The 19,390-nt window shown below is 36.5% G+C and carries 22 protein-coding genes; 4 read left to right on the top strand and 18 right to left on the bottom strand.

Annotation, left to right across the window (positions count from 1 at the left end; genetic code table 11):
- Positions 1-303: 303 nt before the first annotated feature.
- Both vapC and BBROOKSOX_RS04320 read right to left on the bottom strand, forming a co-directional pair.
- Positions 304-711 carry a type II toxin-antitoxin system tRNA(fMet)-specific endonuclease VapC gene (gene vapC / locus BBROOKSOX_RS04325; RefSeq protein ID WP_139660004.1) on the bottom strand — a complete coding sequence of 136 codons (408 nt, stop codon included), beginning with the start codon at positions 709-711 and terminating at the stop codon, positions 304-306.
- Positions 701-1,039 (bottom strand): antitoxin, encoded by a 339-nt coding sequence (locus BBROOKSOX_RS04320; protein WP_257607762.1) that lies wholly within the window; start codon positions 1,037-1,039, stop codon positions 701-703. The genes vapC and BBROOKSOX_RS04320 overlap by 11 nt, the downstream gene beginning before the upstream one ends.
- 319 nt (positions 1,040-1,358) lie before the next feature.
- On the opposite strand from BBROOKSOX_RS04320, the gene BBROOKSOX_RS12450 reads away from it, so the two are divergent.
- The 3 genes from BBROOKSOX_RS12450 (at position 1,359) to BBROOKSOX_RS04305 (ending at position 4,462) form a co-directional block, all read left to right on the top strand.
- Positions 1,359-1,625: an integrase core domain-containing protein gene (locus BBROOKSOX_RS12450; protein ID WP_139659999.1), complete on the top strand. Its 267-nt coding sequence runs from the start codon at positions 1,359-1,361 to the stop codon at positions 1,623-1,625.
- A gap of 632 nt (positions 1,626-2,257) precedes the next feature.
- Entirely contained in the window at positions 2,258-3,169 is a 912-nt protein-coding gene (locus tag BBROOKSOX_RS04310; RefSeq protein WP_139659997.1) for a tyrosine-type recombinase/integrase, read from the top strand.
- 144 nt (positions 3,170-3,313) lie between these two features.
- Positions 3,314-4,462 (top strand): cation diffusion facilitator family transporter, encoded by a 1,149-nt coding sequence (locus BBROOKSOX_RS04305; RefSeq protein WP_139659995.1) that lies wholly within the window; start codon positions 3,314-3,316, stop codon positions 4,460-4,462.
- A gap of 8 nt (positions 4,463-4,470) precedes the next feature.
- Here BBROOKSOX_RS04305 and BBROOKSOX_RS04300 read toward each other — a convergent pair whose 3' ends face one another.
- From BBROOKSOX_RS04300 to ruvC, 5 genes are all read right to left on the bottom strand, one after another.
- The gene (locus BBROOKSOX_RS04300) at positions 4,471-7,614 is read right to left on the bottom strand and encodes an efflux RND transporter permease subunit (RefSeq protein WP_139659992.1); all 3,144 of its coding nucleotides are present in this window, start codon (positions 7,612-7,614) and stop codon (positions 4,471-4,473) included.
- A gap of 11 nt (positions 7,615-7,625) precedes the next feature.
- On the bottom strand, positions 7,626-8,804 hold the full coding sequence (locus BBROOKSOX_RS04295; protein ID WP_139659989.1) for an efflux RND transporter periplasmic adaptor subunit: 1,179 nt from the start codon (positions 8,802-8,804) through the stop codon (positions 7,626-7,628).
- A 2-nt stretch (positions 8,805-8,806) separates the two neighbouring features.
- Entirely contained in the window at positions 8,807-10,024 is a 1,218-nt protein-coding gene (locus BBROOKSOX_RS04290) for a TolC family protein (RefSeq protein ID WP_139659987.1), read from the bottom strand.
- Between the two features lie 82 nt (positions 10,025-10,106).
- Positions 10,107-10,511, bottom strand: a complete 405-nt coding sequence (locus tag BBROOKSOX_RS04285) for a hypothetical protein (RefSeq protein WP_218973700.1) — start codon at positions 10,509-10,511, stop codon at positions 10,107-10,109.
- Positions 10,468-10,938 carry a crossover junction endodeoxyribonuclease RuvC gene (ruvC, locus tag BBROOKSOX_RS04280; RefSeq protein ID WP_139659982.1) on the bottom strand — a complete coding sequence of 157 codons (471 nt, stop codon included), beginning with the start codon at positions 10,936-10,938 and terminating at the stop codon, positions 10,468-10,470. Before ruvC ends, BBROOKSOX_RS04285 begins: the two co-directional genes overlap by 44 nt.
- 44 nt (positions 10,939-10,982) lie before the next feature.
- Here ruvC and trxA point away from each other — a divergent pair, with 44 nt between their 5' ends.
- Entirely contained in the window at positions 10,983-11,351 is a 369-nt protein-coding gene (gene trxA, locus BBROOKSOX_RS04275) for a thioredoxin (protein ID WP_139659981.1), read from the top strand.
- On the opposite strand, the gene BBROOKSOX_RS04270 is transcribed toward trxA, so the two are convergent.
- The 11 genes from BBROOKSOX_RS04270 to BBROOKSOX_RS04220 form a co-directional block, all read right to left on the bottom strand.
- A complete protein-coding gene (locus tag BBROOKSOX_RS04270) occupies positions 11,352-11,681 on the bottom strand; it encodes an arsenate reductase (protein ID WP_139659979.1) in 330 nt (109 codons plus the stop codon).
- 8 nt (positions 11,682-11,689) lie between these two features.
- Complete coding sequence (locus BBROOKSOX_RS04265) at positions 11,690-12,088, bottom strand: PGPGW domain-containing protein (protein WP_139659977.1); 399 nt, start codon at positions 12,086-12,088, stop codon at positions 11,690-11,692.
- Between the two features lie 7 nt (positions 12,089-12,095).
- Positions 12,096-12,533 carry a D-aminoacyl-tRNA deacylase gene (gene dtd / locus BBROOKSOX_RS04260; RefSeq protein WP_139659974.1) on the bottom strand — a complete coding sequence of 146 codons (438 nt, stop codon included), beginning with the start codon at positions 12,531-12,533 and terminating at the stop codon, positions 12,096-12,098.
- Positions 12,533-14,635 (bottom strand): glycine--tRNA ligase subunit beta, encoded by a 2,103-nt coding sequence (gene glyS / locus BBROOKSOX_RS04255; protein WP_139659972.1) that lies wholly within the window; start codon positions 14,633-14,635, stop codon positions 12,533-12,535. The genes dtd and glyS overlap by 1 nt, the downstream gene beginning before the upstream one ends.
- A 1-nt stretch (position 14,636) precedes the next feature.
- Complete coding sequence (locus BBROOKSOX_RS04250; protein ID WP_139659970.1) at positions 14,637-15,377, bottom strand: septum site-determining protein MinC; 741 nt, start codon at positions 15,375-15,377, stop codon at positions 14,637-14,639.
- A 4-nt stretch (positions 15,378-15,381) separates the two neighbouring features.
- Positions 15,382-15,756, bottom strand: coding sequence for a hypothetical protein (locus tag BBROOKSOX_RS04245; protein ID WP_010646879.1), 375 nt, complete (start codon positions 15,754-15,756; stop codon positions 15,382-15,384).
- Positions 15,753-16,649 carry a cell envelope integrity protein TolA gene (locus BBROOKSOX_RS04240; protein WP_257607761.1) on the bottom strand — a complete coding sequence of 299 codons (897 nt, stop codon included), beginning with the start codon at positions 16,647-16,649 and terminating at the stop codon, positions 15,753-15,755. The genes BBROOKSOX_RS04245 and BBROOKSOX_RS04240 overlap by 4 nt, the downstream gene beginning before the upstream one ends.
- Positions 16,642-17,073 (bottom strand): protein TolR, encoded by a 432-nt coding sequence (gene tolR / locus BBROOKSOX_RS04235; RefSeq protein ID WP_139659968.1) that lies wholly within the window; start codon positions 17,071-17,073, stop codon positions 16,642-16,644. Before tolR ends, BBROOKSOX_RS04240 begins: the two co-directional genes overlap by 8 nt.
- Positions 17,074-17,095: 22 nt before the next feature.
- Complete coding sequence (gene tolQ / locus BBROOKSOX_RS04230) at positions 17,096-17,770, bottom strand: protein TolQ (protein WP_139659966.1); 675 nt, start codon at positions 17,768-17,770, stop codon at positions 17,096-17,098.
- Entirely contained in the window at positions 17,763-18,176 is a 414-nt protein-coding gene (ybgC, locus tag BBROOKSOX_RS04225; protein ID WP_306821333.1) for a tol-pal system-associated acyl-CoA thioesterase, read from the bottom strand. Before ybgC ends, tolQ begins: the two co-directional genes overlap by 8 nt.
- A gap of 235 nt (positions 18,177-18,411) precedes the next feature.
- Positions 18,412-19,390 (bottom strand): hypothetical protein (locus tag BBROOKSOX_RS04220; protein WP_180323848.1); only part of this gene is annotated, 979 nt, incomplete at its 5' end.

Here is a 19,390-nt window from a genome sequence, read left to right as displayed (position 1 = left end):
CACTTCTCCTTGTATAATAGTTGGTTCTGTATCTTCATCTTCTATATCATCTAAACTAGAAAAATTTTCATCTTCCTTAATGCTTATAGAATATTGATAAAATTTAAATTTTTTTATACTCATATGTTGTTACCTATAAAACTCACACTCTACTATTTTGCCAAAAATTTAAACACTTTTATGATTAAAAGTAAATTAAAGTACCGATAGCCTCACCTGTGAGTACATTATCAGTTCTTCCTAAGACAATAATAGTATTGGTATTAGCAGCTAAATACTTAAATAATTGTAAATATTGTTTCATCATCCAACCCAATTCTCAGTTTTCAGCCCTTTTACACACTCAAACCCTTTAAGATTGTTACTGACCAGTGTAGCGCCTAAACTGCGTGTATGAGCGGCAATCCAAAGATCATTATTGCCAATAATATTACCTTGCTTAGATAATTTTGCACGAATATCGCCATAGTGCTTGGCAACATCGCTATCAATAGGAATAATGCGGATATTTTGCGTGAATTTATCCAAACTTATTTTTGATTTAGCAAAATTATGACCTTTACTAATACCGTAAAATAATTCACCGTAAGTAATAATAGAGATGCTTATTTGACGATAATCCAACTCATGAAATTTTTTCAATACATTTTGCGGGCTTTGATTGATAATGTAAATACAAATATTGGTGTCCAAAATATAATTATTTATCAAAACTTTCTCTTTCTATTGGTGGTGTATCGTCCCTCTCAAAATCCTTGAAAGCATCATGCAATTCACCCAAGGCATAAAATGCGTCTGCTAAATTGGGTCTAACCGGTTTAAGGATTAAATTATCACCGTCTTTAGTAATATCTACTTCATTGACATCAAAACGCATCGCTTTTGGCAAGCGAACCGCTTGGGAATTTCCTGATTTAAATACTTTTGCTAACATAATGACCCCTAAAAAATATATACAATTAAGTATATACCATTGTAACTGAAAAATGACAATATTGGCGTTAGTTTTAGCAGTAGTTTTGGCGTGGATCGGCGTCATATATGCCACCTTGGTTAGTCAAAATGACCAATTGAGATAACAATATCTAGGTTGTAATATTGAGTTTATTTTTTTAACTACTTTGCCATTTTTATTCTAAACTATTTCCAAAATGGAAATAGTTGAATCATCTAGAGACCTTTGCATAAATAGGGATGATTAGCAAAATCCAATTTTTGCCCAATTGGTGATTTCTTTAAACCTTGTCCTAGCAGGGCTAAGGCTGGGTTTAAAAAATTGCCAAGTGGGTGAAAAGTGGGTTTCTGATGATTGTTCCTATTTATGCAAAGGTCTCAAATTGAAATTAAAGTGAAAAATTATGAGTTATGCAAAAGTCTCTCATTTATTTGATTCAGTTGAATCTGCACAAAATTTAACCACTCAATGGTTATGGGTTTATAATAATGAACGACCACATTTTGCTCTAGGCGGAATACCGCTAAGATGGCGTAATAAGATGACTGTAAACAGTCAAGCCTCTACTTTAGAGTTGTATGGAAAATGGGGGTATTACAAGTATGCCCAAACTAACGATTTATACACCCTTTTTACTTTTCTCATTTTTTCATTTTTTCATTTTTTTTAAAAAATTTTGTATTTCTTTTTGACTCAAAATTAAGTATCCTTTCTTGATCACCATATTTCACTCTCTTATTCTCTTATTCTCTTATTTTGTAATTAAAGACACCTATCTTCAAAGTTCTTATATGCAAATAATACTCATTATCATTTGTAATTACAAGTTATTCTTAACAATTTACTGTTTTATGTGGAATATCATACAAAAAAGACAAAAAATAGCACGATAAAGCATTCTATTTCAAATACTTACAGTTTAATAAAACTACATTTTACTTTGGATATAATTCTCTTCACCCATCTATTCATCCAGCCCAATATTCAAGCATCCTTATATTGATTAATCATCGTCAATGAGACTCTAAGTGTTTGATTATTTTAATTTTTTATCCTATTTGATATTGACATTCATCATATATTTAATATACAATGATGATAATTATTATTATTCTCATTATCATTTATGTACATTTGTATTTACAACGCAATTACTGATAAAGAGATTGAACTTACAATGGAAATTACTTAAAAAACTTCTAAATGAACAATACCTTAAAACATTCATCAAAATTTTATAACACTGGTTTTTTATTATTTTTTAATGATATTTCATGAAAAATACAGGATATAAAAGTGCAAATGATTCTCATTAACAAACAAGAAATAATACGAAAATTAAATGAGAGCCACTATAGCGATAAGACAGTTTCAGTCTATGCATCTTGGATTTGTCGTTTTATTAAATATCATAATTTAGATAACAACAAGCTTGAGATAAAACACATACAATCCTACCTTAAATATCTTGTTAACAATAGAAGCCTAAAACCTTCAACGCACAATCAAGCGCTTAATTCTGTGGTATTTTTTTACCAAAAAATCTTAACTATTAAAATCAACAAATCAAGTGTTTCAGCACTTAGGACTGACCATAAACAGAACGCATTAGATATTTTGTCAAAAAAACAAGTAGAGAATATTGCTTATCACCTTAAGGGGCAATACCAATTGTTAGTTTATTTACTCTATGGTTGTGGATTAAGATCAAGTGAAGTACTTAATTTAAAAATAAAAGACATTAATTTTGTTACCAATCAACTCACTGTATCAAACCTTAAATACCATAGAACACTATCAATTCCTACAAAAATTACTAATAGCTTAAAAAGTCAAATAGAATTTATCAAAGGAATTCACCATAAAGATATAAAAAACAAGTTCTTCAAAAGTACCAGTGAGCATCATTGCTATCTATTTCCCATGAAGCAATTTTGTAACGACAAAGACAACAAGCTTATCCGCTCTCCCATTATAAGTAATACTCTAAATTACAATATCACAACAGCTGCAAAAAAAGCAGGTATTACTTTTAAGGTAACCGCTCAAACATTTCGTCATTCTTTTGCGGTGCGCTTATTACAAGATCAAATTGATATTAAAACTGTGCAAAAACTACTCGGACATAAACACGCCAGCTCAACCTTGATTTATTCTTATGTCACACAAAAGATAAGTAGACGCAAGTCTTTATCTCCACTTGATTTGAATTAAACCTATAAGAGACCTTTGCATAAATAGGGATGATTAGCAAAATCCAATTTTTGCCCAATTGGTGATTTCTTAGGTTTTATGAATTATTAACTCAGCATTGAAATATATGACATAAAATAAAGACATCTATCATTAATAATTATCATGCCATTGAATTCAATCAATAAACGCGCAAAAGCCAGTCAAAAAGTTACCATCGTTGGTGCAATTGTTGATTTTTTATTGGCTATTTTTAAAATTATTGCTGGTGTAGTTGGCAATTCTGGTGCACTCATTGCTGATGGCATCCATTCGTTCTCAGACTTGTTATCTGATGGTATCGTGTTATATGCTGCCAAGCACTCTGCTGAAGAGGCCGACGAAGAACATCCTTATGGTCATGAACGATTTGAAACTGTTGCCACCTTAGGCTTGGCAATTATTTTAGCCATGGTTGGCATTGGTATTGTTATCACTGCTTTTGATCGTTTTAACAATCCAAGCGCCTTATCGCATTCTACATTGCTTTTAAGTATTGCCACTTTATCTATTTTTTCTAAAGAGATACTCTATTGGTATACGCTTAAAGTAGCACAAACTTACCAATCAACCATGTTAAAAGCCAATGCTTGGCATCATCGTTCAGATGCATTGTCTTCTGTTGTTGTCATTGCAGGCATTTTTGGTAGTCTCAATGGTTATCACTCTTTAGACAGTGTTGCTGCTATTGTCGTTGGCTTGATGGTTATTTATATTGCATGGGAGCTAGGCACAAGTGCAACCAAAGAATTGGTAGATACTTCAATTGACGCCGAACAAGTCAAACAGCTCAAACATGCCATTGGCATGATTAGCGGGGTAAACAGCGTGCATTCGCTACGCACACGCAAAATTGGTAGCGCTATTTCAGCTGATGTGCATGTACAAGTTGATCCATTTTTAAGTGTTAGCGAAGGACATATTATCAGTGTGAGTGTTGAGCGCGTGGCCAAAAAGTGCTTAACAGCTCTATCTGATGTCACTGTGCATATTGACCCCGAAGACGACGAAACAGCAGCGCCTTGTGATCATCTACCTGAGCGCGCAGAAGCACTCGGACTTCTTAATAAAGCGCTATTCAATAATAAATGTGATGGCGAAATTGAGCGCATCCAATTACACTATCTTGATGGTAAGATTCATGTAGATTTTTACCTGCCTCTGAGTTGCTTAGAAACAGATAAAAGTGGCAATAAAATCTTAAAGAAACTACAGCAAACTATCGCTGATTTAAAATACTTTGGTAAGATAAGAATATATTTTGGTAGCGATTAAGTGCTTTCTTATTTTTTAATATTATCAGTAATCATTCGATGAGAGAAGCGAGCATATAATACTGGCAAAACAAACAGAGTTAGCAGTGTTGAAGAAAATAGCCCACCAACCACCACTGTTGCCAGCGGTCTCTGCACCTCAGAGCCAACGCCTGTTGCCAATAACATTGGAACCAAACCTAACGCAGCAATTGAAGCAGTCATTAATACTGGGCGCAATCTTGATAATGCACCATTAAATACCGCATCATTAAGTTTAGAGCCACTTTCTACTAATAGGTTAATTGCATTTACCATTACCACACCATTAAGCACTGCCACACCAAATAAAGCGATAAAACCAATTGAGCCTGGTACAGATAAATATTGACCTGAAATAAACAATGCACTAATACCGCCTATCATTGCTAAAGGAACATTAAGCATAATAAGAGCAGCTTGACTCACCGAACCAAAAGCAAAGAACAGTAATAAAAATATTAGCCCTAATGAAATAGGTACCACAATCATTAATTTTGCTTGAGCGCGTTGTTGGTTTTCAAACTGACCACCATAAACCACTGAATAACCCACAGGCAAACTAAGATCAGATTTAATGCGTTGACTGATCTCTGCAACAAAACTACCCATATCACGCCCACTAACATTCGACTGAACTACCACACGACGCTGAACATCATCGCGCCTAATTTGTGGTGGGCCTGCCTCAATTGAAACCGAAGCAACCTCCCCTAACTTAACCCAAGCACCACTAGAGGATTGGATAATTAAATTAGCAATTGTTGCTGGGTTATTGCGATATTTTTCAGCAAAACGCACATAAATATCATAACGCTCATTACCTTGGATTACTTGTCCAGCAGATACCCCGCCAATTGCATCAGAAACAAGTGTCATTACTTGTGCAACTGAAATTCCGTAGCGTGACAACTTGTCTCTATTTGGGCGTATCACTAACTGTGCTTCTCCTGAAATTTGTTCCATTTCCACTGAACTTGCACCATCAATTTTACGTACTAAGGCTTCAATCGCCTTACCTTTTTCATTCAAAACATTCAAATCAGGACCAAAAAGCTTAATCGCTAATTGCGCCTTAACTCCAGATAATAATTCATCGACTCGAGTGGCAATCGGCTGAGAAAAAGTGAACAACAAGCCTGGATGAAGCGACATTTTTTCCTGCATTAGCTTTTGCAACTCAAAACGATTGTTTGCAGAAGTCCATTCATCAAGAGGCTTTAAACCTAGATAGATCTCCACATTAGAAACTGGTTCTGGGTCGCCACCAATTTCTGCACGCCCAATACGGCTTGAAGCATACATCACTTCTGGGAATTCCATTAAGATGCGCTCAAGCTTTTGTGCCACTTCAAAAGAAGTTTCCAAGCTTGATGAGGGTGCAAGTGTGACACGAACATTAATAGTACCTTCTTCTAATTCAGGCACAAACTCGGTGCCTAAAAATGGTAGCAGCGATAAAGACCCAATAAACAAGATAACTGCAATTAACACAACATTTTTACGCGTATTTAATGCAATATTGAGAATTTTCTTATAGCTATTGTCAATAAAATCAAGTGCTCGTGTTGATTTATGCTCTACCCCTTTAGTAAATAAATAGGTTGAAAGCGCTGGAACTACCATGAGTGCTACCATGAGTGATGCCATCATAGCTAATACAATACTAATTGCCATTGGCTGGAACAATTTTCCTTCCACACCTTCCAAAGTAAACAAAGGCGCAAAAACGACAATAATAATTAGCACCGCAAAAAACACTGGTCTACCAACTTCTCTTGAGGCTTCTAGAATACGCAAGCGTACACCGCCAGGATTGGATTTTTCATCATGATTTGATAGGTGCTTAAAAATATTTTCCATCATCACCACTGAACCATCTACCATCATCCCAATAGCAATTGCCAGACCACCAAGCGACATTAAATTAGCTGAAATTTTCCAATAAGACATCGCCATTAAAGCCAAAACAATGGAAATAGGTACAGATAACAATACTAAAGTAGCAGCACGAAGATTCATTAAAAAGAAAATTAGTACAACCACAATAAGCACAAATGCCTCAACTAAAGCCTTGGTTACCGTACTTACAGCCTTATCAACTAGGCTTGCCTGATCATAAAAAGCCTCAATTACCACACCCTCAGGTAGTGCATTTTGAATAATTGGCAAGCGCTTGTTAATTGCATCAATCGTAGACTTGGTATTTGCCCCCATGCGTTTCATAATAATTCCTGTTACTACTTCTCCCATTTGCTTAGGTTTTCCAGCCTCATCACGCAGGGTGATAGATACTGCACCTTGGCGAATTTCTGATCCATATTTAACGCTGGCTACATCCGAAACACGCACTACCACGCCATCTTCATCTTTAATGGCTACATTGGCAATGTCACGCAAACCATTTTCACCGCCGCGTACCCAGCCAACACCGCGTATTACTAATTGCTCTGCTCCACGATTAAGATACCAACCACCTGCATTATGATTGCTATCCTCAATCGCTTGAACAACATCTTGTGTATGTAATTGATAAGAAAGTAATTTATCTGGATCAAGTTGCACTTGATACTGCTTCACATTACCACCAAATGCTAACACTTCGGTAACACCATCAATTGGCATTAACAAAAGTTTAACTACCCAATCGTTAAGGCTTCTCAACTCCATGGTGTTAAATTTTTGCTTGTCATCAGTGCGCAACATATATTGAAATATTTGCCCTAAACCAGAAGTGTTTGGTCCCATAGCAGGCGCACCAATTCCATTTGGAATTTCTTCTCTAGCAGCCTGTAGGCGCTCAAATACTAGTTGCCTAGCTAAATAAATATCTACTCCTTCCTTAAAAACTACTGTTACCAACGATAACCCTGTTTTAGAAACTGATCGCACTTGCTCTACATCAGGTAATGCATACATTACCGATTCAATTGGATAGGTGATCAGCTGTTCTACTTCCTCTGATGCCAGACCTTCTGCCTCTGTATTGATTGTAACTTGTATATTAGTAACATCAGGAAAAGCATCTAAATTCAATTTTGGTAACATTATAAATGCACCTACTACTATTGCTAAAAGCATTAATACAATCATCAAGCGATTGTGCAATGCACCGTCTATTATTTTATTCAACATCGCTTTTACCCTTAATGATTATGAACTGAAAAGCCTGACTTTGCCAACTCAGACTGCACAAAAAATGCACCTTTTACCACCACGCGCGTACCCACTTTTAAACCTTTAATAGCAGTATAATCGCCGATGGTTTTCAACACTTCAACCTCAACAGATTTAAACTTTCCAGCCTCGTCTTGCTCAACAAACACCGCCCAATCACCATCAGGACTACGCAACACGGATTCTGTTGGTAGGGCTAAGTATGCTTCAGCTTGCTGCATTTTAATTTGCACATTAACATACATGCCGGAATGTAATTTATCTTGTTTATTATCCACCTGAATACGAACACCGATAGTTCGGGTTCTTTCATTTAATAGATGGTGTTTTTGTATTACTTTACCTTGCAACCAACTATTATTTAACAACTGAATACGGACATCTGCACCGATCTTAACCAGTTGTGCTTGCTTTGGCGAAAGTTGAGCCTCAATCCAAAGAATATTCTCATTAATAATATCGAACAAAACTCGGCTTGGTTCAATCAATTCGCCTTCAATAAAATTATCGCTTGCAACCACGCCTTCTTTTAAGGCTAATAACTGGAACTTACCTAACATTTTAGATTTATGGCTTTCGCTTAATGCTTCAATTTGTAAGTCATTCATACCATATGCCATAATTTTACTACGCATACTAATATAAGCTATTTTTGCTTGATTATAGCGCTTCAAAGAGACTGTGGATTTTCCCAGTTTTTGTACCCGAATCCATTCTTCATTTGCCAATAAAAATTCACCTACTGCCTGTGCCATTGTCACACTAGAAAGTGTTATAAGAGCCTGACCTTTTTCGACAAAATCTCCAAGTTTAACTTCACGAGACACCACTTGTGCACTAATTCTAGACATTATTTTACTGCTTAAATAAGCATTGAGTTTCACCTCTGCAGGAGCATATAATTCATTATCAAGATTTTGCAAAATCAATGGTTTAACAATAATACCTGCAGCTTTTAACTTATCAGTAGCTATATACACTAAACCCGATTCTTCTTCGATCTCGCCACCTTTTTTAAACTCACCATTATTTACAGGGTTTTCTTGTATTTCTGTATGCTTTTGTTCTTCATGCTCGTGTGTTTGTGTTTGTGAAAAAGTTGAAATTGATATCAAAGTAGATAGCACCCATGTTAATAATATTTTCATTTTCATTCTCCCAGCCATTGTTTAACTTCTCCAGAAGCAGAAAGCCAATTGAACCAAGCCTCCCATGCTTTAGCGTGTAAATCTTTAGCGGCAATTTCGCTGTCCAATGTTTGCTCAACTTGCACTAAATAATCAGTGGCATTAATGTCTCCAGCTTTGAATTTATTTTCCAGTGTCTTAACCTGATTAAGCAAAGTGCTTGCACCTTCTTGACGCCAAGTCTGCCAAGCACTATGTAATAATTGATAGATTTTTTGATGATTTTTTAATCTCACCTGTGCTAAATAATGTGCATTCTGTAACACTGCTTCCTCAGCAATAGCTTGATATTTAGCCATATCCACTTCGGCACTATAATCATTAAAGATATTAAAAGGAATGGATAATGACAACCCAACAGTATTATCACCTTCACTTTTTCCACCTGTTATATTAATTGTTGGGTCGGCAGTTTGTTTTAGTGCAGCTTGTGAAATTTCCGCTTTAGCAGCGGTTAATTTATTTTTTAACAGGCGAATTTTTGGCAATCTTTCAACCAAATTCTGAATATTTTTTTGTTTAATATCTGGCAAAGTATTGGGTAATGAAGGTAAATCAATCACCGGAAAACCTATAGACATTTCAAGTGCTTGCTTGCTTTGTCTAAATGCCACCTTTGCATCAGTATTTTGAATCAATGCTTGTGAATACGCTAAGCGTGCTAAATTGTAACTACTTTGGTTAATATCTCCAATTTTAAAAGCATTGCTAGCAAATGTCGAAAAACGTCGCATCACTTCAACCCTATGATTTGATAAGTCCAAGCTTTCATCTGTTAATTGATATTTGGCTAACTTTGATAAAGCATTTACAGCTAAGTCATACTGCACTTGTTCGCGCTTTGCAATTAAAGACTGCAACTCAAAGTTAGCAACTTTACCAGCAGCAGCAGCTTTTCCGCTCCAATCAATACTCTGGCTAATGCTGATAATTTTGCTAATTGGAGCACCATTTTTATTGTCAACAGCAAACCCAATCTCAGGATTATAAAGCCATTTTGAATCCGCTGTGCGTTTTGCTCTAGCAACTTCCACTCTTGCGTCAATCTCTTTGAGAATTGGGTTAAACTGCCAAACATCTCGAATAAAAGTAGACAAAAATGAGCGGTTTTCTTGCGAATAAATAGGGTTAGATAGTGTTAGACATATTACTATTATGGGTAATATTTTTTTGTATTTCATGTTTTTCCTTAATTTCTAATTAAAAAGATATATGGCAGGGTGCAAAAAAACACCTGCTAATGCAGAATAACTGCGTTAGAAATTAAGCTTTGGGAGGTTGGAAAAGTCCAGAGTTTGACTGTGAGAAATAAATTTCACGAGCCAATGCAAAATACTTGCTTGAGATTAAATAAAAATTATAATCAAGTTGCTTTTTAAGCGTAATACTCAAATATACATGAACACATTGATGACATTCCGCGTTATCAGAAATTTCCATTTGTAAATTATCATCTATATCAATCATCATCCGTGTATCAATATCGTCAGGGTAGTTGCTTTCGTTCGCATGAACCACCGAAGACAAACTTCCGACAACAAGTGACAAGATAAGTAACAATGAATATATTTTTTTCATACGGGAAAAAATTATATCATATAAACAACCACTATTTTGTAAATAATTAAAGGCAATGATAAGCATGACATATCGCACCCGCCAATGCATCTGCTGCATCTTCTTGTGGCGCTTTGTTAAGTTTTAAGGACTCACACACCATATAACTCACTTGGCCTTTAGTGGCATGCCCTTTACCAACAAGGGTTTTTTTAATTTGGTTGGGACTGTATTCCACCATAGCAATACCACGAGACCCCACTGCTGAGATAATGGCACCGCGTGCATGACCTAATTTGATGGCAGCATCTGGATTGGGTCGATCAGGTCGCATAAATGCGCGCTCAATCACCACAATATCGGGCTGGTGCTTTACCACAATTTCACTAATACTTTCAAAAATAATAGTGATACGCTGGGTTAATTCACCCTTGGTGCGAATGCAACCGCTGGCAAGATAGTTAAATTTGAGATTTGAGGTCTCAATCAAACCAAAACCTGTTACCCTTGAACCGGGGTCAACCCCTAAAATTTTCATAGAAATTATTATATAATATAACTTTTTATTTATCGGAAAGAATCATGGCGGTATTAGAACTTAATAAAGACAACTTTGATGCAACAATCCAGAATAATGATATTGTTGTTTTAGATTTTTGGGCACCTTGGTGTGGTCCTTGTAAACAGTTTGCCCCGACTTATGATGAAGTTTCTGAGAAGGTTGATGATGTTGTTTTTGCAAAAGTTAATACCGAAGATGAACAAGAACTGGCAGGTAATTTTCAAATTCGCTCAATTCCCACTTTAATGATTTTCAGAGAGAAAGTTGCGATCTTCTCTCAACCTGGTGCAATGTCGGGTGCTGATTTAGAAGCCGTGATTACAAAGGCACAAGCCTTAGATATGGAAAAGGTTCACGCAGAAATTGCCAAGCAACAAGAGAAAAAATAATCAGGCTAAACGCTGATAAAAGGCTTTATCAAACCCAACACTAACGCCCTGTTTTGTTACTAAAACAGGGCGTTTTATCAGTGTTGGGTTTTTTAATGTCAGCTCTGAAGTAATGTTTTGTTTTTCACCATCGCTCAAATTACGATAAGTGGTAGAGCGTTTATTGATAAGCTTATCCCAACCCACGCCATCAATAAAACTTTGCAAGGTTTGTCTGTCAATAGGCGTTTGACGAAAATCAATAAATTCAAAATCAACACCTTGGGCTTCCAAAAACTGTCTTGCTTTTTTAATGGTGTCACAATTTTTTATACCGTACATTTTTATCATCGTTTTACTTACCGCTCCAAGGGTGGCACTCCTGCTTTGCTGCGTAACCAATTAATGGCTTGAAAAGTTGCATCATTACCAATCAATTTTAATTCTAACTTGCGTTTACCTGGAAATTCCATCAAAAACAAACCCAACAAAATAGAAATAATACCTTGACCTGGCGTAACCAACATAATAATACCCGCAAGTAACAACACTAAGCCAATAAGGTTTTTAATCGTGGCAACAACAAAATTACAATTATTTTTACACTGATGACTCTGGGTGAAATAATCCACAGGAATTTTGCCTAATAAAAAGGGCATTGCCACAAGACTAACAACAAAAACAATCCCTGAAATAATACCTGTCATTACCAATATATCTTCGTATTCAGTAATAAGTTTGTTAATAAAATCTAACATTTAACACTCAACACTCTAATAAAAAAGTAACCGGACCATCATTAATAAGTGATACTTGCATATCCGCACCAAAAACACCACTGGAAATGCTTGAATGGGCAAGCTTGATGCTACTTAAAAAATAATCATAGAGCGCTTCTGCCAATACAGGCGATTTTGCTGTGGAAAAACCAGCGCGCGTGCCTGATTTAGTATCTGCCACTAAAGTAAACTGGGACACCATCAGCACACCACCATTAATATCGGCAACTGACAAATTCATTTTTCCTTGCTCATCAGCAAATATTCGATACGCCAATAGCTTGTTAATCATTTTATCCACTTGTGGTTTTTGGTCGTTTTTTTCAAATCCTAAAAAAACCAAAATCCCTTGCTTAATTTGCCCGACAATTTGACCGTCAACTTCTACCTTAGCCTTGCTCACTCGCTGAATCAGTGCTTTCATTATTTTGACAAATATGAAAACTCAGCAATATAAGAAAACGAAATCATTATCTCCCAAAGCAAAGTAATTCTATCCCTTCTAAGCTCTACATCATCATCAAGCACCCTAACATTATTAAAAAAATCATCAACAGCAGGTTTTAATTCTAAAAGAGCATCTATGATAACTAAATAATCTTGCTTATCTTCATCTCTTTTTCTCTTAAATTTCATACATGCATTTAAAAGATTTTTATCAAATTGATTGGTAAATTCTATATCTTTATAAGTATTTGTGTCACGACCATCTTTCCTTCTACTTATACTTTGAGATGAAGAGCTACATCCGCCAGCCATATCTTCAGAGTCAATATCTTTAAATATATTTCTAATACGCTTGTCAGCTTCAATCAAACTTTTTGAATTTTCATTTTGCACAAAAATGTGTACTGCTCCAATGCGTAAGTGCCAATCATAAACAACATTGTTAGAGCCTTTTTTTGCTAATACTGCCCTTACAACGGCTTTATCAATAGCTTGTTCTTGGTAATACATTTCTAAACGACTAACAATAAAATCGTAAATGTCTTGAATAATTTCTTCATCAAACTCATACAACTTAACTGATTGTTTAATTAATCCAAATAAATCCAGCTGTGATTTTGATTCAATCATCATCCGCAACAAACCCAATGCTGCACGCTTGAGCGCATAAGGGTCTTTTGAGCCAGTGGGTTTGTGTCCAATGCCATAAATGCCCACAATGCTATCAACTTTATCGGCAATTGCAACGCATAAACCCTCTTTTGTGCAGGGCAATGTGTCACCTGAGAACCTTGGATGGTAATGCTCACTAATGGCACTTGCAACTACAGGGTCCTCGCCATCATTAAGCGCATAGTATCCGCCCATCACCCCTTGCAAATCGGCAAATTCACCCACCATATCCGTGATTAAATCTGTTTTTGATAATAGCCCTGCGCGTGCACTGTGTTTTGTATTTGCACCAATAATATCAGCAATATAAGCGGATAATTTTTCAATGCGTTTGGCTTTATCACCCATCGATCCTAACCCCTCCATAAACAGCACACTGTCTAATTTTGCAATTCTAGATGCTAAAGTCCTAGATTTATCTTGCTCCCAGAAAAATTCTGAATCCGTGAGTCGTGGACGAATGACACGCTCATTGCCATCAACAATCACTGATAAATCGCTAGACTCAATATTGGCCACCGAGATAAATGCAGGCAATAACTTGCCTTTAGCATCTAGCATGTGAAAATATTTTTGATGTGCTTTCATTGCAGAAATCAATGCCTCTTCTGGTACTTTTAAAAACCTTTTATCAAAGTTTCCTGAAAATGCACAAGGGTATTCAACCAAAGCACAAACTTCATCCAACAAGGATTCATCAATCACAGCAGTGGCGTTATTCTCACTCGCTACTTGCATCACTTGAGTGCGAATGGTTTGCTTACGCAGATCAAAATCCACTTCAATTTGTGCCTTGTCAAGCAAAGTTTTTTGATAATCTTTGGCGTTATTAATACTGAATGCTTGCTCACCGGTAAAACGCATTCCACGAGTGCTATTGCCACTGTCAAGACCCATAATATTTGCCTTAACTATGTCGCTACCCAACATCATCACCAACCAATGCACAGGACGCACAAAATTAAAGTCTAAATCTCCCCAATGCATTGAACGAGCAATAGGGATGTTTTTAATCGCCGTATCAACAATATTTTCTAACAAATCTTGTGTTTTTGAACCCTTTTTTTCTTGTGTGAAAAAATAATAATCCGTGCCTTTAAGCTCTCTTTTATCTAAGGCATTAATATCCACACCACAAGATTTGGCAAAACCTTCAACTGCCTGCGCTGGTGCGCTAAGGGCTGGACCTTTGCGCTCAATCATTTGGTCTTCTTGCTGAGATTGTAGATCACTCACTAACACCGCTAAGCGTCTTGGTGTGGCAAAGGATACAACCCCACCAAAAGATAAATTCAACGCACTGAGTTGCTGGGTCAAATTACTACTGAGTGAATTTGACAGTTGCTTTAATAATTTAGGTGGCAACTCTTCAGTGCCAAGTTCTAATAAAAAATCTTGTGTCTTCATATTATTTAACTATTTGAAATCTTAACTTTCCGTCTTTTAAATCAATCATCACCGAGTGTCCTTTTAATTTACTGGGCACCACCTCAAATTGTTTGTAAATACCCGCAATAGCAATCAACTGCGCATTAAACGAGTGAATAAAAATAGTGGCGGTTTCATCGCCATCTACACCTGCAAATACCTTGCCACACACTTCTCTATAAGCAGAAACACAACCGTGTGATACCGCTTCTCCATCAAACTTAACAAGTCCCAATAACACCAAATCACTGTCTTTAGCAAAGACTTGCTCTGATGAGGAAACTTCATTATTCACAATTTTAGGTAAGCGATGTTTTTCGTTTTTCGCTACTTTAGAGACAGGTATAGACTTAGATTTTTCTGCTTTATTCGGCTGCTTGAGTTGTTTGTCTTCTGCTAATATCACAGCTGGCTTATCAAAGACGACTAAACCTGAAAATCTAGCAAAATCAATCAACTCTTGCACTGTCGAGCGAATGCCGATTGTCACCATGTTGTTTTGCGTTAATATCTCTATCAATACCGCTAATTCATTTGCTTGAAAATGTTTGTTTTCAATCTCTAAAACAACCGGTGCATACTGAAACTTATCTTTGTCAACTTCTAGCAAACTGGTAATTTCATCAAACAGTTTTTCGGTGTTTTTGCTCGGTACTTTCAGCGCATAAAATGCCTCACCTTGTCTTTGCATTTCAACTAAATTCATGTTCTCATCTTCCATTAGGTTAATCCCTCCAACCTTGTGTGCAATCTAAGAAATGCCAAACGCGTTTCATGCCCGTCTCACCGCTCAACATTAGCTCCAAGGGCGCTTTGTGTTTAAATTTTTTAACGCCTCGCTTCAACCACAAGCACGCATAATCGCGATTAGTTGGGTAGGTCGTGCCTAAAGATTCATGAATACCTAAAATCATTTCAGCACGCTTAATTGAAGTTTCATCAAAATCAAAAGACTTATCGCCTCTTCTATATAAATACAAATGCCTTGGCTTGAGCGACTTTAAACCCAACAAAGCGATTTGCTCTTGATCCGTCAATTGCCAATTTTCCATTACTTGCGTCAGGCTAAATGTTAATTGATTTTCTTGTTCTTCAGTCATTTTTTTAAACTTCTATTTTGATAAAAATTAAATATTATATTGCGCTCGAAAAGACTCTTATCTGGCGCACTCGGTAAGGGTGAGGCTTTGTTTACTGCCCGTATGATTGAGTTTTTAAAAGAGGTTTCTCTGCTCTTGTTATCAACATTGCAAGATTTTAATTTAACACTTTTAACGACACCACCCTGATCTTGCACAATATGCACTTCACAAGTCCAATCATCTTTTGCGCCTGCATAACGCCATTGGCTATTAACTCTTGAAGCAATTTGAGTGATGTAGTTTACCTTAAGTTCATCCAAAATACTTTTCTGAGCGTCTTTTATCTTTTGCGCTGCTTTTAACTGAGACGCCTTAGTCAGATCGCGCTTTCTTTGTTCTTCTTTAAATTTTTTGGCTTCGGCTTTACGCTGTTTTTCAATTTTTTGTTTTTTCTTTTCTGCGGTTTTAGCTTTTTTCTCAGCTATTTTTCTTTTTCTCTCAGCCTCTTTGGCTTTTTTCTCAGCAAGTACTTTGGCTTGCTTTTCTTTTTTTACTTTGGCCTTAAGTTTATTGATTTTTCTTTGTTTTTGATAACGCTTATCCTCTAGCTCTCTTAGACGCCTTTGTTCACGCTTGAGTTTTGCTTGTTTCTTTTTTTGCCCATCAAGTAACCGTTGTGTTTCTTTCTTAATTTCACTCAAATCAACCGTTACTGCTTTCGGGATGGCTCTAGAATTGACTTTTTTAAGCCTATCTTCTGGCTCTTGCTCTACACGCTGCACACTAGAAAAAAGCAAACCAACAAACAGCACAAGATGTAATGCCACAGCCACAGAAAAAGCAACTGGATGGTGTTTAGCAATCCTAGGTAATCTAATTTTTTGAACAAAGTCTTGCATATGACTACTCATCTGACTCAGTTACAATGCCAACTTTTTCAACGCCATTTTTTTGCAAAAAAGCCATTAATGCAATCACTGCACCATAAGCAACTTCTTGGTCGCCTCTAACAAAAACTCTCATCCTTGGAAAAACCTGTAATCTAGCCTGCACGCGTGCGGCAATCTTGCCTACTGACAAACGCTCAGGCTTGGCACCTGTTATAGAATTAATGAAATATTCACCATCACGATTAATGCTAATAATAGTTGGCTGTTGCTCAGTAAAATCTACCGCCTTTGTGTCAGCATTAGGTAAATCTACTTCAATGCCTTGTTCAAGAATAGGTGTAGTCATCATAAAAATCACCAACAACACTAACATTACATCAATATAGGGAACAATATTAATATTCGCATCTGCGTCTGCTCTAGTGCGTTTTGGTAGTGCTATCATATTTTCTTAGAAATAAATCCTATTATCTTTGGAAGATGACAAACATTTTTTCAATAAAGGCGGTGTATTGATGACTGATATCACCAATTTTAGATGACAGACGATTGTAAGCAATGGTCGCTGGGATCGCGGCAAACAAACCAAAGGCAGTTGCAATGAGTGCCTCGGCAATACCTGGTGCAACTACCGCAATACTTGCCTGTTTGACAGACGCTAAGCCAATAAAAGAATGCATAATACCCCACACTGTGCCAAATAAACCAATATATGGACTTGAAGAAGCAATCATGGCCAAAATACTCAAATTACTATCTAAACGCTCAATCTCACTATTCGCTGTGGTGTTCATCAGGCGGTAAGCACGCTCAGCATTTGCTTGCTTGTCATCCAATTCTAAGCAGGTAAACTCTTTATAACCTGAAGAAAAAATATCTGCCATTGTGCCGCTACTTGGTATTTGAGATTGTAACTCGTCGAGTGTTTTATCTATTGAAAAATACGCGGAAAAGTTTTTAATATCCCTCTTAGAATCTAATAAAATTTTCTTTTTAGATAAAATAACAGTCCAGGAATAAATACTCATCACCACCAAAATCAGCATCACCAATTGGACGACAAAATCAGCCTCTACAATCAAACCTAAAATACTAACACTATCATTGACACCAGCACTATTAACAATAGTAATGTTATCCATCTATTTTCTCCTTTATCATCAGTGGAATACCGCAAGGTTTAAAACTATCGGCGTGCAAACATGCCACGGTTACTTGCGCTTCAAATAATACCTGATTTTGCCCTGAATGCATTATTTTCTGTGTAAAAATCAAGCTGGCACACCCGACTTTTTTAATCAAAGTTTGCACCGTTAATAAATCATTAAATTTTACAGGTAGATGATACTGTGCATTGAGCCTACGAACAGCAAAAATCGTATTATGCTTAGCAATAAGCACATCTTGCTCAAAACCCAAATCACGCAAATACTCACTACGCCCTCTTTCAATAAATTTTAGGTAATTGGCATAATACACCACGCCACCGCTGTCTGTATCTTCATAATAAACTCTAATATCTATCTCATTCATTGAACCAATCTTCATTATTAATGACAAGTGTTTAATTTTAGCATTTTTTTAAAGTCTTTTGCCAGCTCAGCGTAGTGGCGTAACCAATAAAACTATAAAGCATAATAAAATAACAAAGTTTAACTTTGTCATACGAGACTAACAGAGGGAAAATAAAAGACGAAAAAAAACCCCAATCTCAAATAAGACTGGGGTTTCTAAAGTGTTAATTTAGTATCCTAAGACACTAAATCAGACTTTCTAACTAAGATTAGAACTTAACATCAAATCTAACACCTCTGTTGGTTGCGTTAAGAGCTTCAGTATCAGAACCACTAAGCTTAGCCAAGTTAGCTGTTAACTTACCGCCAGACATAGCGCGAGTAAAAATTAATTCAGCACCTGTCACCTTGTCAACTGTACCCATTGTGTTCTTAGTGTAGATAGCCTTAATTGTATTACCTGCCATCTTAGTGCTTACTGAAACACCTAAGATTTTAGAGAAATCACCAACAGCTGCTGCTGCTGTGGCTGTAACACCACGAGCGCTTGTACCAACTAGCATAGAGCCTAATGGTGCAAACTTAGCGTTATGATCTGCAGCAGCGTCTTTGTTCTTATACTGAGCAACATCCCATTTAACAGCGCCTACTTTACCGCCAACATGAAGTAAAGTTACTTTTTGTTCAACATTAGTGCTAGTGCCTGCTGCTTTTTGCTTATGATGCTCAGCAGCAACTAAGATACCGCCAAAAGTACCCTTAGCAGAAAGGTTTGTCCATTTAGCCTTAGGGTTATCAATTACTTTAATTTTTGCACCAGCAATGTCAACAGCAACGCTAACATGTGTTGTGCTAGCAACATGCTTTGTACCCTGGACAAAAGTAATGGTACCAGCATCAGTAGCAGTATTAGGAGCAATAGCAGTAGTAACAGTATCAACCTCTCCTCCATTAGTTGTATATATACCTAAAGTAACAGGACCTACTTTAGTTGATAAAGATAGAGCATCTGTGCTTTTCTCACCCTTACTCCATGCACCTAAGCCAATTGTACTATAAAAATCGCCCGCTTTAACATTGATAGGACCCACTTTAGTAGTGATATAGAATTGATGTAAATTAGAAGCGCCAGAACGATTTGCATCCTGATCGTCAGTTCTAAAACTAGCAACCACTGTAGTTGCACCAGATTTACCAACGACATTTAAGTTAACACGCTTGGCATTTACAGTGGTACTACCACTTTGA

The organism is bacterium endosymbiont of Bathymodiolus sp. 5 South (genome assembly GCF_900128535.1).
In the GTDB taxonomy this organism is placed as follows: Bacteria; Pseudomonadota; Gammaproteobacteria; order PS1; family Pseudothioglobaceae; genus Thiodubiliella.
This window is presented reverse-complemented; position numbering and strand designations above follow the sequence as displayed.